Here is a 16,985-nt window from a genome sequence, read left to right as displayed (position 1 = left end):
CTTTGTGAAGCTAACTGCGGAAACTGACTGCTTATTAATTTATGAGCCAATTCTTCTGATACTTCCCATTCCGCATCCCATTGATTCGTACTTCCCATACCCATTTATCGACTCCCTCACGAAAATAGAAAATAGGCTCGACTAGCCTGTTCCATTTACAACATCATATCATTAATTTGTTCTTCTGTTCGAGAACAACCTTACCGTCTGTTCCTCTATCCTGCCCGATAGTTCAATGAGTTTGCGTTATTTTTCTGAAATGACCAAACCACTATTTCCTGCCACCCTTTCAGAATAGCCAACGTCTTCAGCCCATTATGATACTTTCTTTATCTAAAAGAATTCTCCCTTTCTCCAAACAAGTTTGTCTGTTACCATAAATTAGTTAACAACAAATTTAAGGATCTAGGGGAGCGACAAAGTAAATGAGCATCAATATACAAGATAGGATCCAAGAAGCTGACTTCGCAAGCATGCAGGCAGCTATGACTCGGGGGGAATGCACTTCAGAATCTCTCGTTCGAGCGTACATCGAACGTATTCATAGATACAATCCCCTAATCAATGCCGTTCTAGAGATCAATCCAGATGCCCTTGAAATCGCAAGGACTCTTGATTATGAGCGAAATACAACAGGCATTCGGGGGCCGCTGCATGGAATTCCCATCCTGCTAAAGGATAACATCGATACGCACGACCGGATGCATACGAGTGCCGGATCAGTCGCATTGGCAGAGTCGTACGCTGCAGCGGATGCATTCGTAGCTGCAAAACTTCGAACGGCAGGAGCAGTCATACTAGGAAAGACAAATATGACTGAGTGGTCTAACTTTATGGCTAACCGAATGCCAGCGGGATACAGCTCACGGGGCGGATATGTGCTGAATCCATACGGTCCCGGCAAGTACTTCGTCAACGGCTCCAGTTCAGGCTCAGCTGCAGCCGTAGCTGCGAATCTCTGTGCGGCCGCCATTGGCACAGAAACCGCTGGTTCCATTGTTGGGCCGGCCAGCCAGCATTTCCTCGTCGGTATTAAGCCTACTGTTGGCCTTGCGAGCCGTAGCGGCATCATCCCTATCTCCATAAGCCAGGACACTCCGGGGCCGATTGCCAGAACAGTTACCGACGCAGCGATTCTGCTTGGGGCGATTACAGGGATTGACAAGAACGATAGGGCTACATTAGCAAGCCCAAATTACATTCCTGCTGACTATACCCCTTACCTCGAAGCTGGATTTCTGCGCCAAGCACGTATTGGGATCCCTAGGCATTATTATCGTGTGTTAGACGAAGAAAGAAAATCCATCATGGAATCCGCCATTGATGTTCTACGTGAACAAGGCGCCACAGTCATCGATCCCGTCGAACTCTATTTGGAGCAACATCCTTGGAACAATGACGTTATTACCTATGAATTCAAGGCAGGGCTGAATCGCTATTTATCACAGCTACATGCGGATGTACCCGTGCATTCTCTCCATGAATTGATATCTTATAATCATAAGCATACCGCTTCTGCCTTGACATACGGACAAGAAAATCTCATTCGCTCGGAACAAAATATGATGAACGAAAAGACCTATCTGCTAAAGCGTCAGGAAGATAACCACCAAGCAATAACCCAAGGAATAGACTATTGCCTTGATCAATACGGATTGGATGCGCTGATGCTACCTGGGGATATAGATGGTATGTACATTGCCGCCCGGCTAGGTTACCCCCTTATTACCGTTCCCGCTGGCTATTCTGAAAAAGGAATAATCGATACGGACGGCGATTCGACCCAGGGACCCTTCGGTGTTGTCTTCTCCGGGAAAGCCTTTAGCGAGCCAACGCTGATCAGTATCGCTTATAGTTTCGAGCAGGCGACCCTCCAGCGCCGCCCGCCCATGCTGGATAATTGAACAGCATTCCCAATCAATTGCAAAGGTTTTGTAAAGAGGCTGCCGATCATGCCGGCAGCCTCTTCTCTTCCTGATGTTTTATGAAGCTATCGTTCTGCGTTAGCGGAATGACCTCACCTGTCATCACCACATGAACCTGCATAGAATAAATCAACATTACCTGGTTAGTGAATTGTGTTCTTTGGACGGACCGAACTCCAGCGCTTGCACACTAGAGAAACAATCATTTGGACGAACAACAACCTCACTTCAATTGAAGTGAGGTTGTTTGATGAGGTTATTAAGTTGTTTAAACAAATTCATTAACCACCTGAATTTATATTTGCATCATCAATACCATTATTGCTGCTACTTTTTTTACTACTGTTTTGATTTGGTTTTTGGTTTTTTTGCTTTGCTGATTCTATACTCTTTTTTTGGTTCGTCATGATATTAGCCCACCCATCTTAAGTAATTGGAACATTAATATTATATGCTTTTAGGGACAATATACACCATCCATTTAGTGGACTTCTTTGGCACTCTCTCATTCGTATAAATGATCTACATATAGGAGAAAACAAGCATGTCAATACAAATTATATTAAGGAGAGAAAACCAAATGAAAAAGAAAGCATTTACGTTTTTTTTAAGTATCTGTTTCATGTTTCTTTTGTGTACAGGAGTATCGAGTGCCGCAGATAGTACAGGTATGACTGGATCGGCAAATAACGGATATGGTTCAGTTAACGGTACGACTACTACTAATAGTTACGGGACAAATTCAACAGCTACTTATAGAACTAATGCTGCTACCGATAACAATAATTCCAATTGGGGCTGGCTTGGCCTTCTAGGGTTAGTCGGTTTAGCTGGTTTAAAAAAGCGAAATCGTGAACACACCTAAAATATAGACATTTCTACTAATAACCTCCGTTTCTAACGGAGGTTATTTTATGATTCAATATCTTTATGCATCTATAAACCACTAATGACTTGCTACTATTAAATTTCAGGAAAATTCCGACGCTTGATTATGGTACATATAAAACATTTCGTTTTTTCCTCTTAACATTTGTTCATTTTCGCAAAGTAAACATCGCATGTAATCACCTCTGTTGGTATTGTATCCAAAGGAAATAATCAAACATTCACTTTTCAGTAATTTTTTTCAATAATGTAAATCGACGGCTACATGAATTTTAAAGGAACAAATGGGTATGATATACAAGTCATTAAATTAGAACAAAGGAGCTAAACTCATATGGGAATTTTAAGCGGTAATCCAAAAGATGAACCTCTACACTACGGGGAAATCTTTAGTGTATGGACAGCATCCACAGTGGCTAAAGGAGCTGTATCCTGTTATCAAGCCTATTTAAATCACTCAGGAGACAAAGATCTTAAAAAGGTACTCGACGGTCTCATTGATCAAGCAAATCTTGAAATTAAAGAATTAGATACAGTGCTGATTGATAACGGAATTGCCACAATTCCAATGATGCCAGAACGACCACCAGTAAAGCTCGAAGACATCCCTGTCGGGGCAAGATTCGCTGATCCCGAAATTGCAGCCAAAATTGCAGCTGACGTCTCATTGGGATTAGTTGCCTGCAGTCAAGCTATGGGCCAATCAATTAGAGTGGATATAGGTGCTTTATTTGCAAAATACCACATAACTAAAACAGCAATAGGCCTTAAAATACTGGAGATGAGCAAAGAAAAAGGTTGGCTTATTCCTCCTCCACTACAAATAAAAAGACCTGAGACCGTAAATGCTTAGTTTAATCTAAATAGATGGTAATATATTTGTAAAATTAGGCATAGAAGCAGAAACAACTTCCTCGAAAGACGAGGAAGTTGTTTCTGTTCTGGGCCTTAGTCTTTAATTCGTCATGCCAATCAAGGTAAGCCATTTTTCCTTCAAAACGGAAAGACAACACTAAATAAAATCCGACTTGGGTGTATCCACAGGATTAAAATAATCTTCGCCTTCGGGGTCTCGGACACGAGGCGGTAGACGAGATCCTCCCTTCAGCCAGTTCTTCCGCCTTCGACCCAGGAATACAAACAATTTGTTCCATTATCCTGCCCGTTACTTTAATGAAACAAGGGACAGCTGCCTGCCGCGGCGATCTGTCCCTTGTTATTGCACTATCGTATCCCGTTAGCCATACATGGTATCTTTAAAAGAACATTAATTTTTAAACGATAATTTTTGTAGTAAAGCCTCTCCAGCTGACTTAAATGTTTTATTTTTGCTTACGAACTCTTCCACTTCTGATAATTTTGCCGGTCGATAACCTGGCCCATTGCATCCGCAGGAATGGTAAGCAAATCCACTTTTATATAACAGTTCTACCTTTGTCCATTGCATTGTATCATCTTGTTTTGGTGCCTTGAAATCATGCCCCATATCATTCATGATTTCGCTGCATTGGGGACATTTATATTGTCTATTTCTAATCTCCGTGTCACTAAGTTCAAGATCAGATACTTGTTTAAATACCTTTCTACAATTAAAACATGCAAAAATGTCTTTATATGGCCCATACATCGCATATCTACACATATAATTTCACTCTCCTTTCTACGTATTTTGACGTTAAACTATCGTTCACCGTTAGCTTTATCTTGTAGTCCACACTATCTGGTTTGGGCAGTTCTACTCCATTAGCTAGGAGATCAGTCCATCCGCACTCGAATCTTATCCCTGGCAACCTCGCGGTCATCAAAATGGGTCGTTCCATCCGAAGTGATTTGGTAAGTTTCGTGCCCTTTACCCGCAATGACGACGACATCACCTGGATTCGCCATTGAGATTGCCCTTGTAATAGCTTCAGCACGATCCGCCGTTAATTCATAGCTGTCTCCCGAATCATGCTTCTCTCGCAGACCAACCTCGATGTCGGCCAGAATCTGTTCTGGATTCTCCGAACGCGGATTGTCAGATGTAACGATCACATAGTCGCTATGCTCGACCGCAATGCCCCCCATGATCGGGCGCTTCGTCCGGTCGCGGTCGCCACCGCAGCCGAACACCGTGATAACCCGTTGTCCGGCAACCCCCCGGACTGCTCGTAGCAGATTGTCCAGTCCATCCGGAGTATGGGCATAATCAACAAGTACGAGGAAGGGTTGCCCCTCGTTAACGACCTCCATCCGACCCGGAACGCCTGGAAGCGATGCTAGACCCCCCTGTATGATCTCGAGTGTCAAACCCTCGGCGAGAGCAGCAGTAATTGCCGCCAATGCATTATAAACGTTGAATGTACCTACCATACCGAATTGCATCTCAGCCGTCCCATTATACGTGACGACTCGAAATGACGTACCTAGTGGGCTCAATTGGATAGCTTCTGCCCGTACATCTGCCTCTTCACGAATGCCGTATGTGAGCACATTCGCCGCCGTAAGCTTGCGAAGAACGGAAGAAGCGTTATCATCCGCATTCAACACCGCAAATTTGCGTTTAGCCGGATCGTCGGAGAAACCGTTGCCGAGCCTTGAGAAGAATAGCCCTTTCGCGGCGATATAACGTTCCATCGTACCGTGATAATCCAGATGATCTTGCGTAATGTTAGTAAACACGGCCGACCGGAACTCACAACCTAGTACCCGTCCGGCATCGAGCCCCTGTGACGTCACTTCCATTACTGCAATTGAACAGCCCGCATCGACCATTCTCCGAAGATTCGCTTGCAGTACTGGTGGCTCTTGCGTATTGATGTCTGTCTCGAATAGCGTATCGCCGATCTTCGTGCCGATGTTCCCCATTAGCCCAGTCTTGCTGCCAGCATACCGAAGAATCGCATCTATCATGTGGGCGGTAGTCGTTTTACCGTTCGTTCCAGTAACCCCAATCAGTGTGAGCTCGCGGCTAGGATAATCATAGAAATGCGCTGAAAGAACCGCAAGCGCGTGCCGCGAATCCTTTACGAGAACTACGGGAACATCGACCTCAATGTCACGCTCGGCGACGATGGCCACCGCACCCGCTTGAACAGCATCGCCGGCATACGGGTGCCGATCTTCCTGATAGCCCGGAATGCCTGAGATGCATACGAACAGTTCACCCGGTAAAAGACGTCTTGAATGATTAGAGATTCCCGTTATTTCGATATCTGCGTTTCCACGGACTATCGCGTTCGGAATAAGTGCTGCTAAATCCCGTAATTTCATTCCTCACCCTCCTCAAAGTGTACACGGATACATTTATTTTACGCCACCAATCTATTCGAAGGAAGGATTCCCATTTCAAGTAAACTGCCGTTACTTCAATGGAACAGGGAGCAGGCCACCGCGATCGTCAGATCCCTGTTCTGGTTGAACTATCGTTCCCAGTTAAAAATCATAAATATTTCTTGAATCCCTTACTTACTGATCCGCTGTAACCTGCTCGGTCAAAAAAATAATGTGCTCTTTCACGAGTAGAACTGCTTAGAAGCATAATTTTATGACAATCGACTGATCTACAGTACTCTTCAACATATTGTAGAAGTTTCAGTCCGATATTTTTGCCTTGATGATCTTCATGAACAATAATATTCTCCAATACTCCATATGGTCTAAAGCCATGTTGAGCCTGTAAACATATATTTAGCGTGACTGTGCCTAATAACTCTCCGTGCTCTTCGTAAACAAGCAAGAAATTTGTTGGGTCTTTTCTGATCGTCTCAATCTGTGCTTCGATGACAGTCATCTTCTTACTATTCGGTACTAACATTTTATAGAGTTTAAATATTTGATCCCTATCTGCTTTTTCAGCTTCTCGAATAATCAAATCGTAGCTCCTTTATAACGGGATATTAAAGAATTCGTTCTATAGACTAAATTCCCTTTATTTGGAACTATTCTGCCCGTTACTTGAATGATCAAATATAGGAGCTGCCTCAAGACAGGCTCCTTCACTATCAATTCTCTTTTATTTACATCAATACACTTGAAGGAATCTTTGCACTAGAGTAGTAACGGATTGCCTTCCCCTTTTCTTCAGCATACTGGATCTCTCTTCTTGTGCTGTTCCCTATGTAACCATCAACATCAATTACGAATATTTCGTCAGAAATATCAATCTTTCTAAAATGCAGCTCTCCAAGTAATTCAGCTTGTTCTTTTGTTAATTCAAAACCGTCGCTTTGCTCAAAGAAGGCAACGCTAATAACGATGTTACCTTGAAGTGTGAGATATGCGTTTGCTTGTTCAAATTGTTCTTTGAATTTTGAAGAACCGCATAAAGTAATGACTCGCATATTCTTATTCCTTTCTCGATTTACTCCTTAGTATATTCTTTCATCAGTTTGAATTTCCTTCCAGTAACCTTCAGGTTACCACGCAAACCTGCCTGTTCGCGGGGAAAAGGCAGCCGATGGTCGGCTGCCTCCGTATATTTATTGTAAGTATCCTGCCCGTTACTTGAATGAAAACCAAAAAGTAGCCGCTTCAAAGTAGCAGCTCATATTACACTAAAGTTATCCGTTAGATTCCTGTAGATGGATAAATTTCAGCTTTGTAAAAAAACGAGCGCCTCTGTACGATGGAAGTACGCTAGGGTCAAAAGCCCTTTAATTCCATCATCCAGGAGGACACTCTACTATGAAGTTTAAATCACAAGATAAGCAAAATCAACTCATTGAAAACATTACCGTTAATCATATTGTTGTTGGTGTAGACATTGCTCAAGAGACTCATGTTGCCAGAGCGGTTAATTTCCGCGGTGTCGCTCTCGGTCTACGGTGAGATCCTGCGAATAAGCGAGTATTCGTGAGTAAATTGCATTGTACCGAGGGAGCTTATTCAAGATATCCCTATAGATATTGATATTTTTGATAGAAACAATAGTTTCACATCGTTTAAGTTGCTATAATGATCACTCACCATATTGATAGACGCTGTTCATGATCACGTCCATCACTAAACCTTGAAATAACGTCTTTGTAAATTCGTTTTGATTAGCTGCTCCCATCGTATAAAAAACAGGAATGAAATGTTCTTTTGCTTGTTGAGGAACCGCGATCTTTGCATTAGGCGCAAGTTCTTCGTAACGAAAGAGTGAATCCAGATCCCATTGTTTCATGTGATTTTCCAACCATTTCTCGAAACCTAAAACCAACGATTTGACAGCCGATTTATCCTTAGCTCTTAATAGACCGAAATTGTGTACGGTTACTCCGCTGCCGATGATCAGCACGTCTTGTTCCCGTAATGGGGCAAGCGCCTTTCCAATCGCATATTGCTCCGCAGGAGTCAGACTCGGATTTACCGACATCGCGATCAAAGGAATGTCTGCATCAGGATACATCCTCTTGAGAATCGTCCACGAGCCATGATCCAAACCTCGTTCACGTTCAGTGCGATTCGCTATGCCAGCTGCGTTCAATAGTTCTTGTACCTGAAGGGATACCTCTTTGCTTCCTTTTGCCGGATAAATTACCTGGTAGAGCTCATTCGGAAATCCCCCAAAGTCATACATCATGGAATACTCATCAATTTCGCTAATCATCTGCACATCACTTTCCCAATGTGCGGAAAACAAAATAATTGCTTGGGGACGGGGGAATGTTCGTCCGAGTTCTTCTAAATAACGTGAATACGTTGTATCTTCTACGGCGAGCATTGGAGTACCATGTGTAATAAAGAGTGATGGAATCATTATCTTCAAACCTCCACGCTGATTTTTTAGCTTTCAGTTGATTATCAAGTACAATCACAATATTCTGGTGTGCGTAGAGCTCATCTTCTCATCGATCTTGCCAAGCAAACTGTTGGTTCCAAGCAGGCATCACATGCTTACAAACTCCATCTAGAACAGCTCCTTGAGGAGCATGACTTAGCAACTAAACAACTGCAGAGGATTGAAAAAGAAGCCAAGGACGTTGTTGAACGTATCCCCTATTCCGGCAAGATCCTAGCCATTACAGGTATAAGTTCAATTGCTTTAGCTGGTGTTTTGGGAGAGTCTGGAGATCTTAGAGGTTATGCCCACGGGAACGCACTACTCCGCCACGCAGGCCTTAATTTGACCGAAGCAAGCTCGGGTAAATGGAAGGGACAAATGACGCTCAGTAAACGAGGCCGTCCACGCCTGCGTCACTTTCTCTATTTAATCACGATGTGCATGGTCATGAGCAACCAAGAATTTAAAGCCTTACATCACCATAATGTTCAAGTAAAAAAGCTCAAAAAGATGAAATCTATCATGAAGTTATGTGGAAAGTTAACTCGACTCTTAGTCGGAATGGTTCGTAGTGATGAAGCCTACAACCCAACTAAAATCTTTGCAGTGGCAGCTTAAAAATAAACCTTACCTCACGTAAGTTGGCGTATTCGCAGGATGACAAAGAAAGCACGGAGTATCGGGATACGTTACGCAAAAGGGCTCTGACCCGTTCCGTTAGAAAGACCGACCTACAACCCTTAGATAGATGTGACGAAGGAATGAGAGGGCCAATGACCCGTTGAGACTTGGGAGTGAAAATCGCTAAGGGCACCGTGGAGAATACGTGCAGCATTTGGAATGAATTGGGTGATTCAACTCCACCTCTGTTCCCGCATGCCTTTTTAACGACACATCCTAATATATCTCGCTATCTTTCATTCATATTAGAAACCTAAAGGATGAAATCCTGCGAATAGACGAGCTTACGTGAGGAAATCAAATCATACCGAGGGAGTTTAATAAGCTATCTTTCATTTGACGTTCCCTCAATCCATATTGAACTATCTACTACTTCCCTTAGTTACGTCCCCTTACGTCTCTCTTTTCTCTTGTAAAACCTGTCTATGAGAAGGATTAAGATATGTACCATGGTTATAAGCACAGCCATCTGTATAGCCTTAATAAAACTAACCCCTACAAAATAATAAACTAGAAGCAAAATGGCACAAAAATAAAAAGCAATCCCTAGAATTGATTTCATCATTTTACCTCCCTTAGCTTACTAATTTTACCACACCCCTCACCCTCCTGTATTGGGCCAAACTGCCCGTTACTTTAACGGACAACGGCAGCCGATCGTTTGTAGGCTGCCCTCAAATAATGATTGAATGGTTGGCTGCAGAATGCTTATTCTGTTCTCTTATAGTTTTCTTGCTTTGATTACAAAAGTTACAGGAAGCATCTTTGCTTTTTGTGCAAATTTGCTGTTTCCCCGCGATTGAATAATTTCATCATCAGATTGCTCAATCATTTGCTCAATAACAAAGCCCGCTTTTGCTATCGCATTCACATAGGTTGATAGTGTACGGTCCGATAATGCTAGCGTACTTTCGTCAAGGGATGACGAATACCAAGATTCATCGAAATAACATTTTTTAAAAACAAGTGAATTATTTTCTTCAACAACACATTTGTGTATGGGGTGAGACCAACTGAAAATAAATGCGCCGTCTTTTTTCAGGTAAGAAGCAATCCGGCAAAAAGTTCCCTCAAGGTCGGTTGTCCAGCCTATGGCATAAACCGAATAAACAAAGTCAAAATAATCCTCTGGTATGCCACATTTTTCTTCCATGGGAGAACAGATTAATTTTGCAGAAAGACCGCACGCCGTCATATGTTGCCTTGTCTTTTCGATTTGATTTTCAGATATATCCATACCCCATAGTTCAGATGCTTTGCGTTCCCCCAGATATTTCAAAGATTCACCGCTTCCACAGCCTATCTCCAGTACCTTTTTTCCTGAAACATCGCCAAAAAGTTGGCATTTTTCTTCTGAGACAAATGCCCCATAAAAAGGAAGTGCTGTTGCTCCTAAAACATCATTACCTTTTGTATCCCAAAATAAGCTGTTTGTTTCATGAATAACATTCTTATCCATGTCGACCGAGATTGCGACAACCTCACTACCGCCTACAATGTTTGTTCTATAATCAGAATTTTTGTCCATGTCGATGCCCTCCCCAAATATAAATTTTCAAACCCACAGCTTTATTTTTCTGCAGGTAGGTGAATTCATTCTCATGATATCATTGAGTATCAACAATCATTGTTTGAACCTGCAGTATGAACCTAAACAAGCAGAGTTGGTATTGAACTCTTGTGTCCCGGTACTTTAACAACAAATTTATTCAATATGATCTTCTACTAGTTCAATAATCTCTAAAGATTCGTATTTTTCTTTAATTTTTTCAGACAGGGACTTCACGCCAAAAATCTCTGTGAAAGTGTGACTTCCAACGATAAGGTTCATTTTAATAAACTTTGCATATTGAATCGTCACGAAGACTTTGGGTAGAGTTTCCTGCCCCTGTAATAATCCCCACTCTTTTTATTGGCTTTTCTGAGTTTTTCCACGATTTTATGTTTTCGCTTAGTACCGTACTAACCCGTTCACTTAATTCTTGAAAGCTAATCGGAAATTCGAACTCTCCAATTCCAGGCAGGCTCCTACCCTCGATATCAATTGATTGTTGGATAACATTATTTATTCCAATTGCCTTGAATAATGAAGCACACGTGCCAAATTCAGCATAATCCAATGGCAAATGCACGAAAAAATGATTGATTCCATATGATTCCAGAAGTTTATGACACTCTTCTTTCATTCCAAAGACAAAATCCCATGCATCATGGTGGGTAACTATAAGATCAACTTTCTTTTGTGAGGCTTGTTCAATAAGTTCGGGAGTAATATTTTGTTGCATACCCCATTCGACGAATTAAATTAGGACCATAGTTGTAAAATGCAAATTCCTATCCATAATCAAATTGATTTAGGAGTCCACCAAATAGTTTTTCGATTAATTCATTAAATTGTTCTGTATTCACTCGTATCCCCCCCAATAATTAACATTTCATATTAATTACTTCTATTCGGCGAAATAATCAACAAACCTGCTCGTTCAACGGACAACGGCAGCCGATCGTGTGACGGCTGCCGTTGTATTGTGATTGAACTATAGTTCAGCGTTAGCTCAACAAAGTGTGTTATAACTCAGCTCAAAGTCGAGCAAAAAAATCTTTAGTATATGCTCTTTTTTCTGAAGCAATTTTTTTGCCGAGAGGTGGTGTTTTAAATTCGATGCATCGAGAAATTGTTTACCACCCTGAAATTCCCCAATTATCTAAAAAAAGGGCAGAATTTGATACAATAAAATTCCATTATATGGTACTATTTTATAATATGAAATTTTGGAGGTGTATATCTATGCCCTATGAGGAGTTAAGTAAAAAAATTAGTAAAGAAGCAAATGAAATATTAAATGAGTTAGGATTAATTAAAGCTCTAGAGCACTATGGTCAACCATTTGTCCATGGTAGTTATTCATTAGATTTAATGACTTGGAGAGATTTAGATATTTATCTCGAGGATAATGAAATAAACGAATCAAAATTTTTTGACTTAGGTAAGGATTTATCTAGAAGGTTAAAGCCATCTAAAATGAACTACCGCAATGAATTAGATGGCTTATCACCACATTTGCCAAGAGGACTTTATTGGGGGACTTACACAACCTTATTAAATAATGATTGGAAAATAGATGTTTGGGCTATTGATTCAAAGCAATTTAAACAAAAGCAAGAAGAATTTACCTCACTTCAATCAAAAGTCAGTGAAACGAGTAGGGCAATTATTTTGAAATTAAAGAATAACCTTTATCAACATACTGATTATCGAAAAAAATTCTTTAGCGTGGACATTTATGAAGCAGTATTCGAAGGTATTAAATCACCAGAAGAATTCTCAATATGGCTCGAAAAGAATAAAGGGTTAAGATACTCATTCTAGCTAAAGATGATAAAAAGAACAATTGAAATATGCTGCCCGTTATTTTAATGGAATCAAAAAAGAGCTGCTTCAATGCAGCTCCTGAGCTATCGGTTGCAATAGGTAAGCATTTGATGTAATCTCCAGCTTTTCCCCTGTTCCACACGGAGCGTGCCGTAGAGTAGGAAGCCAGCGAGTTACCATCCGAAGATAACACTTTTCCAACCACCCCTCCCAGAACGGAGCATGCAAGTTTCCTATGCACTCCGCTCGCCAGTAATTATAAACCAGCGATTTTCTTCCCTTGGTATTTACCTGAATGGATTAAAAGGTGGCATGTATCACAAACTGCTAGAGTTTTCCGACTCATTGCAATCATATGTTTCATCCATTCAGGTTTATCTTTTCTACCATTTTGGGCTAGGTCTTTTAGTTTTCGAATATGATGTATCTCAATGTTTCCTTTCAAACCGCAAAGCTCGCAGGTATCATTAAGAAGTCGCTGCACTAACTGGCTTCTCTTCGAAAAGATTTTGCCAACCAATGTAGTATCTTCAATTCGAATGTCTTTCTGGTAACCTAACCTGATGCCTCCAAAGTAAGCTTCTAAAGGCTTCTTCCCCTCACGATCAACAAAAACCTGTAGCACTTTGTATTCACCATTTTTGGTCTTGCGATATTTTCCATACTTTGCAAAGACTTTATTAATAGTGGTTTTATGCTTGTTAGCTAATGTGTAAGCAAGAGAAAGTTCCATCGTCCATTTTAACTTTGAAAGTTTATGAGCATTATATGCCAAGAGGTATTATTGAACGAAACCACGGAATTCGGATTGGTATTGACTGATAATGTCGAAATCCCCGTTAATAGTTCGTTCTTTACGGTGTGTTGCTCTCCCGTTAGACATATAGTTCTTAGCCTTGTTTCTAATCTTTTCATCTGGAATACTCAAACCAATAACGCCGTTTATATTACGCTGTCCACGATAGTCATGTTTTGCATCACAATGCAATACGTGTACATCATATCCAAGGAATCTAGCCTTTTCTGTCTTAGCATGGGTGATCAAAGTCTTCTCCTCGCTAAGAGATAGTTTCAAGTTTTTAATAAGGAATCCGCGAATTCGCTCTTTCATCATTATCGCTTCTTCCTTACTTCCTGAAATTCCGATTAACCGGTAAGTAGCCCGAGGGAATCGCACCCTCAGGCCCTCTCAGAACCGGACGTGAACCTCTCGGCTCATCCGGCTCCCATTATCCAGTCGTAGGCAGTATTCCCATCTGCCAGTGAGCAAACAGTTTAGGAAGATTCTTTGCCAGTCGTTCCATCCAATTTGTCGCCCGTGTCTTGTGCCTCTCCAGTTTCTTGTATTTCCTTCTTGCCCAATGGATGAGTGCCTCGTTCATATGGCGTAAAACGGGATATAATTGCAACTTGCAGAAGTGTCCATAGTAGTTGATCCACCCTCTAATCGAGGCATTGAACATCCGCGACAGGTCATCAATGGCCACGTCCGGCTTCAAACGTGAACCGTCCTTTGAGTTGCTCAAGCAGCCGTTCAGCTTCCTCTTTCGTACGACAGTGGATCACTGCATCATCCGCATATCTTGCCCACGGATTATTGGGATGCTCGATTCCCATCCATTTATCGAATGTATAGTGCATGAACAGATTCGCAAGTACTGGACTGATGACCCTGCCTTGCGGCGTGCCGGAGGTTCGTTCTACGATGTCTCCATTCTTCATTTGAAAAGGAGCTCTTAGCCATCTTTTGATGTAGAGAATGATCCACGCACAGTCCGTATGTTTCTTTACTGCCTTCATAAGCAACCCATGGTCGATGTTGTCGAATAGACCTTTAATGTCAAATTCCATCACCCAGTCATATCTCCAACATCTGGTTCTTGTTACTCGAACCGCATCAATCGCGGATTTTCCCGGTCTGTACCCATAAGAGTCGGCGTGAAATATAGGTTCCACGATCGGCTTAAAGATCAGCTTAACTGTTCTTTTGCGCGATACGATCTGAGACGGTTGGAATCCCCAATATCCTTACCCCGCCGTTCTTCTTCGGTATCTCTACCGCCTTAACTGGTGGGGGAAAGTAACTCCCCGAGGACATTCTTTTCCAGATTTTAAAGAGGTTGGCTTTCAGGTTTTCCTCAAACTTTTGAATCGACTCTTCGTCGACTCCGGCTGCTCCCTTATTCGCTTTGACTCGCTCATAAGCTTCCCATACGGTGTGCTTTGAAATTTCATACGACTTTGTTTTGTCCATTTGTTCCTCCCACTTTCGCGGTTGACGTATTTTCAAAACTGGGTAACACAGCCCCTTGGCTCCACCACATTTTCAGTGGGTTCATCGCTACTACGGGCTATTCCGCCCCTATACTCCGCATTTGTACTTTCATCCTTGCGGGATTTCCGCTTGGATTTTTCCATTCGCATCGGAGACGTAGGTTCCCACGTTCCGAACAAAAGCCTGTGTTACGTTCACGCCGCCTTCATGCCGGTCACCATCTGGACAGTAAACAGGTTTCCTCCAGACTCATCCCAGGCCAACGACTCCCTCCTGGTTTTGATGACGTCCCTACGCTTTCGACACTTTATCAGCCATTGACTTGTGTTCGTCTCCGTAACACTCACCTGACAGAGTCTTGCTCTGCCTTTTCCTTAACGCTCACCACCAACGGCTTTTGACCGCAGCAGCTTAAGGTAGTTTGAAGCCTCCGCCTGCACAGCGACTCCGAAGGGCCCGCCTTCATCTTTTGTTCAGCATTGCTTTGGCTTTCTTACGCGCCATGCATTCGTGGCGCACAGTCATCGGCGTAGCGCACCAGATAGCCTTCTTTCAGAATAGACCGTATTTTGGCAGCCCTTTCGCCAGTTCTTGATTTGAAGGTTTCGTCAGCGGAAAGAGCTCCCAGTGGCCGAGGTCATTCAATACAATGTTGGAGAGCAGTGTTGACAGCAATCCTCCTTGAGGCACGCCCTTTGAAGTTATTCCTTCCCCCTCGATTTCAGCCTTTAGCATTTTAGAGATGCATGCTAGAACCTTTCTATCTTGAATGCCCATGTTCCACAGTTGCTTTACAAGCAAGGTATGGTTGACGTTGTCAAAGAACCTTTTATGTCGATGTCGACTACATAATGCATCGATGCCTGATGGATGAGAAATTGAACTCTTGCCATGGCATGGTGTGTCGATCGAAGAGGTCTGAAACCATAACTATGGTTGTAGAAATGGGCTTCAGCTATGGGCTCAAGGACTGCTTAAAGCACTGTTGAATGATGCGATCGAGGATGACACTTCAATGTTGGTATCCCCGTAATTGGCTTTTACAGTAAAATAAAGTGGTGGAACGACAAGTATAAACTCCCCTTTAGCTGCCGAGTTTTCCACGATTATCACCGTTTCTGTGGTCGGTTTGGATATTTCGATCCGTAACTTGATATCCTGAAGCTGCATACTCTTGCCGAGCTGATCCGAAAGTGCACTAATGTTTGATCTGCTGTGCGGGCAACGTATACGCCGCATTCCCCCGTTTGGAATTGAACGACTGCCTGCCTTTGTTCCATGCTTTTGACCATCTGGCTGTCAAACACCAAACGGAATTCATATAAGATGTTTCACACTCGGACAGGCGCTTGTTTCAAGTACTAAATTCACCTGATTCGAGCACGTTATCGATTCGAAACCTCTGGATATGGTCCGTTCTCCTGTGTCACATCAGATGGTGTACTCACTCGGTTTGTGGTGCAAAGCTCTAATAAATGATAAGGTAATTGATAATGAAGACATGGGATGGAGCAATTTACTTTGGAAAGCAAATTGGATTTATTTAAATGGAAGCAATATGAATCAGCAATCATTTTACTAACCGTGAGATGGTATTTAAAATATAGTTTAAGCTATCGAGGCATAGTAGAAATGATGAGCGAGCGGGGTTTAAAGATATCCCATACAACGATCATGAGATGGGTCCATGAATTTGGACCTGAAATAGATAAACGAATCCGCAACTATTTGAAGCCCTCAAACGATTCGTGGCGCACGGACGAAACCTACATCAAAGTCAAAGATCAATGGAAATATTTATATCGGGCAGTTGATTCGATGGGGAAAACGATTCATTTCATGTTATCTGAAAATCGTGATATGCAACAGCTAAGCGTTTCTTTACAAAGGCTTTGTCCTCTCCACATAATCCATTACCTCGTGTGATCACTTTGGATAAAAACCAAGGCATATCCACCAGCCATACAAGAATTAATAACTCAAACTTCGCAGCTTGAAATGGGCAAGTAAGCCTTAAGATAACTGGGCAAACCGGCGATCCATTGTTGGAGTTGACTTTTAATCAATTTTGAGAGCTTTTTACTTGCCTGTGTGGCT

General features: G+C 42.2%; 17 protein-coding genes and 4 pseudogenes. 7 read left to right on the top strand and 14 right to left on the bottom strand.

Features of this window, described 5'->3' with window-relative positions; genetic code table 11:
- Positions 1 to 425 precede the first annotated feature (425 nt).
- The gene (locus IEY34_RS35040) at positions 426 to 1,904 is read left to right on the top strand and encodes an amidase family protein (protein ID WP_189020731.1); all 1,479 of its coding nucleotides are present in this window, start codon (positions 426 to 428) and stop codon (positions 1,902 to 1,904) included.
- Positions 1,905 to 2,206: 302 nt separating this feature from the next.
- Here IEY34_RS35040 and IEY34_RS37440 read toward each other — a convergent pair whose 3' ends face one another.
- Entirely contained in the window at positions 2,207 to 2,332 is a 126-nt protein-coding gene (locus IEY34_RS37440) for a hypothetical protein (protein ID WP_268240221.1), read from the bottom strand.
- A gap of 137 nt (positions 2,333 to 2,469) precedes the next feature.
- Between IEY34_RS37440 and IEY34_RS35035 the strand changes: the two genes are divergently transcribed.
- Together IEY34_RS35035 and IEY34_RS35030 are read left to right on the top strand one after the other, a co-directional pair.
- Positions 2,470 to 2,790, top strand: a complete 321-nt coding sequence (locus tag IEY34_RS35035; RefSeq protein ID WP_229758012.1) for a WGxxGxxG family protein — start codon at positions 2,470 to 2,472, stop codon at positions 2,788 to 2,790.
- A gap of 357 nt (positions 2,791 to 3,147) precedes the next feature.
- Positions 3,148 to 3,666, top strand: coding sequence for a DUF3231 family protein (locus tag IEY34_RS35030; protein WP_189020729.1), 519 nt, complete (start codon positions 3,148 to 3,150; stop codon positions 3,664 to 3,666).
- A gap of 414 nt (positions 3,667 to 4,080) precedes the next feature.
- Here the strand turns inward: IEY34_RS35030 and IEY34_RS35025 are convergent, their stop codons facing one another.
- From IEY34_RS35025 to IEY34_RS35010, 4 genes are all read right to left on the bottom strand, one after another.
- Complete coding sequence (locus tag IEY34_RS35025; RefSeq protein WP_189020727.1) at positions 4,081 to 4,455, bottom strand: hypothetical protein; 375 nt, start codon at positions 4,453 to 4,455, stop codon at positions 4,081 to 4,083.
- A 113-nt stretch (positions 4,456 to 4,568) separates the two neighbouring features.
- Positions 4,569 to 6,065: a UDP-N-acetylmuramoyl-L-alanyl-D-glutamate--2,6-diaminopimelate ligase gene (locus IEY34_RS35020; RefSeq protein WP_189020725.1), complete on the bottom strand. Its 1,497-nt coding sequence runs from the start codon at positions 6,063 to 6,065 to the stop codon at positions 4,569 to 4,571.
- Between the two features lie 169 nt (positions 6,066 to 6,234).
- Entirely contained in the window at positions 6,235 to 6,666 is a 432-nt protein-coding gene (locus IEY34_RS35015; RefSeq protein ID WP_229758011.1) for a GNAT family N-acetyltransferase, read from the bottom strand.
- Positions 6,667 to 6,811: 145 nt separating this feature from the next.
- Positions 6,812 to 7,135, bottom strand: a complete 324-nt coding sequence (locus tag IEY34_RS35010) for a hypothetical protein (RefSeq protein WP_189020723.1) — start codon at positions 7,133 to 7,135, stop codon at positions 6,812 to 6,814.
- Between the two features lie 343 nt (positions 7,136 to 7,478).
- On the opposite strand from IEY34_RS35010, the pseudogene IEY34_RS35005 reads away from it, so the two are divergent.
- Positions 7,479 to 7,613 (top strand): annotated as a pseudogene (locus IEY34_RS35005) (IS110 family RNA-guided transposase); the annotation flags it as partial.
- A 139-nt stretch (positions 7,614 to 7,752) separates the two neighbouring features.
- Here the strand turns inward: IEY34_RS35005 and IEY34_RS35000 are convergent.
- Positions 7,753 to 8,535, bottom strand: a complete 783-nt coding sequence (locus IEY34_RS35000) for a DODA-type extradiol aromatic ring-opening family dioxygenase (protein WP_189020722.1) — start codon at positions 8,533 to 8,535, stop codon at positions 7,753 to 7,755.
- Positions 8,536 to 8,583: 48 nt separating this feature from the next.
- Here IEY34_RS35000 and IEY34_RS34995 point away from each other — a divergent pair.
- Positions 8,584 to 9,177, top strand: a pseudogene (locus tag IEY34_RS34995) (transposase); the annotation flags it as partial.
- Between the two features lie 784 nt (positions 9,178 to 9,961).
- On the opposite strand, the gene IEY34_RS34990 reads toward IEY34_RS34995, so the two are convergent.
- Together IEY34_RS34990 and IEY34_RS37635 are read right to left on the bottom strand one after the other, a co-directional pair.
- Positions 9,962 to 10,768 carry a class I SAM-dependent methyltransferase gene (locus IEY34_RS34990; protein WP_189020720.1) on the bottom strand — a complete coding sequence of 269 codons (807 nt, stop codon included), beginning with the start codon at positions 10,766 to 10,768 and terminating at the stop codon, positions 9,962 to 9,964.
- A gap of 304 nt (positions 10,769 to 11,072) precedes the next feature.
- Positions 11,073 to 11,525: a Nif3-like dinuclear metal center hexameric protein gene (locus IEY34_RS37635; protein ID WP_308423106.1), complete on the bottom strand. Its 453-nt coding sequence runs from the start codon at positions 11,523 to 11,525 to the stop codon at positions 11,073 to 11,075.
- Between the two features lie 377 nt (positions 11,526 to 11,902).
- Between IEY34_RS37635 and IEY34_RS34980 the strand changes: the two genes are divergently transcribed.
- A complete protein-coding gene (locus tag IEY34_RS34980) occupies positions 11,903 to 12,610 on the top strand; it encodes a hypothetical protein (RefSeq protein WP_189020718.1) in 708 nt (235 codons plus the stop codon).
- A 259-nt stretch (positions 12,611 to 12,869) separates the two neighbouring features.
- Here IEY34_RS34980 and IEY34_RS37130 read toward each other — a convergent pair whose 3' ends face one another.
- The 6 genes and pseudogenes from IEY34_RS37130 to IEY34_RS34965 form a co-directional block, all read right to left on the bottom strand.
- Entirely contained in the window at positions 12,870 to 13,388 is a 519-nt protein-coding gene (locus IEY34_RS37130) for an HNH endonuclease (protein ID WP_268240220.1), read from the bottom strand.
- 6 nt (positions 13,389 to 13,394) lie between these two features.
- Positions 13,395 to 13,727: a hypothetical protein gene (locus IEY34_RS37125; RefSeq protein ID WP_229758009.1), complete on the bottom strand. Its 333-nt coding sequence runs from the start codon at positions 13,725 to 13,727 to the stop codon at positions 13,395 to 13,397.
- Positions 13,728 to 13,842: 115 nt separating this feature from the next.
- Entirely contained in the window at positions 13,843 to 14,112 is a 270-nt protein-coding gene (locus IEY34_RS37120; RefSeq protein WP_229758008.1) for a group II intron maturase-specific domain-containing protein, read from the bottom strand.
- Positions 14,090 to 14,569 carry a reverse transcriptase domain-containing protein gene (locus tag IEY34_RS37115; protein ID WP_229758007.1) on the bottom strand — a complete coding sequence of 160 codons (480 nt, stop codon included), beginning with the start codon at positions 14,567 to 14,569 and terminating at the stop codon, positions 14,090 to 14,092. Before IEY34_RS37115 ends, IEY34_RS37120 begins: the two co-directional genes overlap by 23 nt.
- Positions 14,570 to 14,588: 19 nt before the next feature.
- Positions 14,589 to 14,867: an RNA-dependent RNA polymerase family protein gene (locus tag IEY34_RS37110; protein WP_229758006.1), complete on the bottom strand. Its 279-nt coding sequence runs from the start codon at positions 14,865 to 14,867 to the stop codon at positions 14,589 to 14,591.
- A 541-nt stretch (positions 14,868 to 15,408) separates the two neighbouring features.
- Positions 15,409 to 15,894 (bottom strand): annotated as a pseudogene (locus IEY34_RS34965) (reverse transcriptase domain-containing protein); the annotation flags it as partial.
- A gap of 500 nt (positions 15,895 to 16,394) precedes the next feature.
- Between IEY34_RS34965 and IEY34_RS34960 the strand changes: the two are divergent.
- A pseudogene (locus IEY34_RS34960) lies at positions 16,395 to 16,862 on the top strand (IS6 family transposase); the annotation flags it as partial.
- Between the last annotated feature and the right edge of the window lie 123 nt (positions 16,863 to 16,985).

Source organism: Paenibacillus marchantiophytorum, assembly GCF_014640555.1.
GTDB classification, from domain to species: domain Bacteria; phylum Bacillota; class Bacilli; order Paenibacillales; family NBRC-103111; genus Paenibacillus_E; species Paenibacillus_E marchantiophytorum.
This window is presented reverse-complemented; position numbering and strand designations above follow the sequence as displayed.

Bases quoted from the DNA above. Each gene is read 5' to 3' on its own strand.
- IEY34_RS35040 (WP_189020731.1), top strand. From the start codon at position 426: ATGAGCATCAATATACAAGATAGGATCCAAGAAGCTGACTTCGCAAGC.
- IEY34_RS37440 (WP_268240221.1), bottom strand. From the start codon at position 2,332: ATGACGAACCAAAAAAAGAGTATAGAATCAGCAAAGCAAAAAAACCAA.
- IEY34_RS35035 (WP_229758012.1), top strand. From the start codon at position 2,470: ATGTCAATACAAATTATATTAAGGAGAGAAAACCAAATGAAAAAGAAA.
- IEY34_RS35030 (WP_189020729.1), top strand. From the start codon at position 3,148: ATGGGAATTTTAAGCGGTAATCCAAAAGATGAACCTCTACACTACGGG.
- IEY34_RS35025 (WP_189020727.1), bottom strand. From the start codon at position 4,455: ATGTGTAGATATGCGATGTATGGGCCATATAAAGACATTTTTGCATGT.
- IEY34_RS35020 (WP_189020725.1), bottom strand. From the start codon at position 6,065: ATGAAATTACGGGATTTAGCAGCACTTATTCCGAACGCGATAGTCCGT.
- IEY34_RS35010 (WP_189020723.1), bottom strand. From the start codon at position 7,135: ATGCGAGTCATTACTTTATGCGGTTCTTCAAAATTCAAAGAACAATTT.
- IEY34_RS35000 (WP_189020722.1), bottom strand. From the start codon at position 8,535: ATGATTCCATCACTCTTTATTACACATGGTACTCCAATGCTCGCCGTA.
- IEY34_RS34990 (WP_189020720.1), bottom strand. From the start codon at position 10,768: ATGGACAAAAATTCTGATTATAGAACAAACATTGTAGGCGGTAGTGAG.
- IEY34_RS37635 (WP_308423106.1), bottom strand. From the start codon at position 11,525: ATGCAACAAAATATTACTCCCGAACTTATTGAACAAGCCTCACAAAAG.
- IEY34_RS34980 (WP_189020718.1), top strand. From the start codon at position 11,903: ATGCATCGAGAAATTGTTTACCACCCTGAAATTCCCCAATTATCTAAA.
- IEY34_RS37125 (WP_229758009.1), bottom strand. From the start codon at position 13,727: ATGATGAAAGAGCGAATTCGCGGATTCCTTATTAAAAACTTGAAACTA.
- IEY34_RS37110 (WP_229758006.1), bottom strand. From the start codon at position 14,867: ATGGACAAAACAAAGTCGTATGAAATTTCAAAGCACACCGTATGGGAA.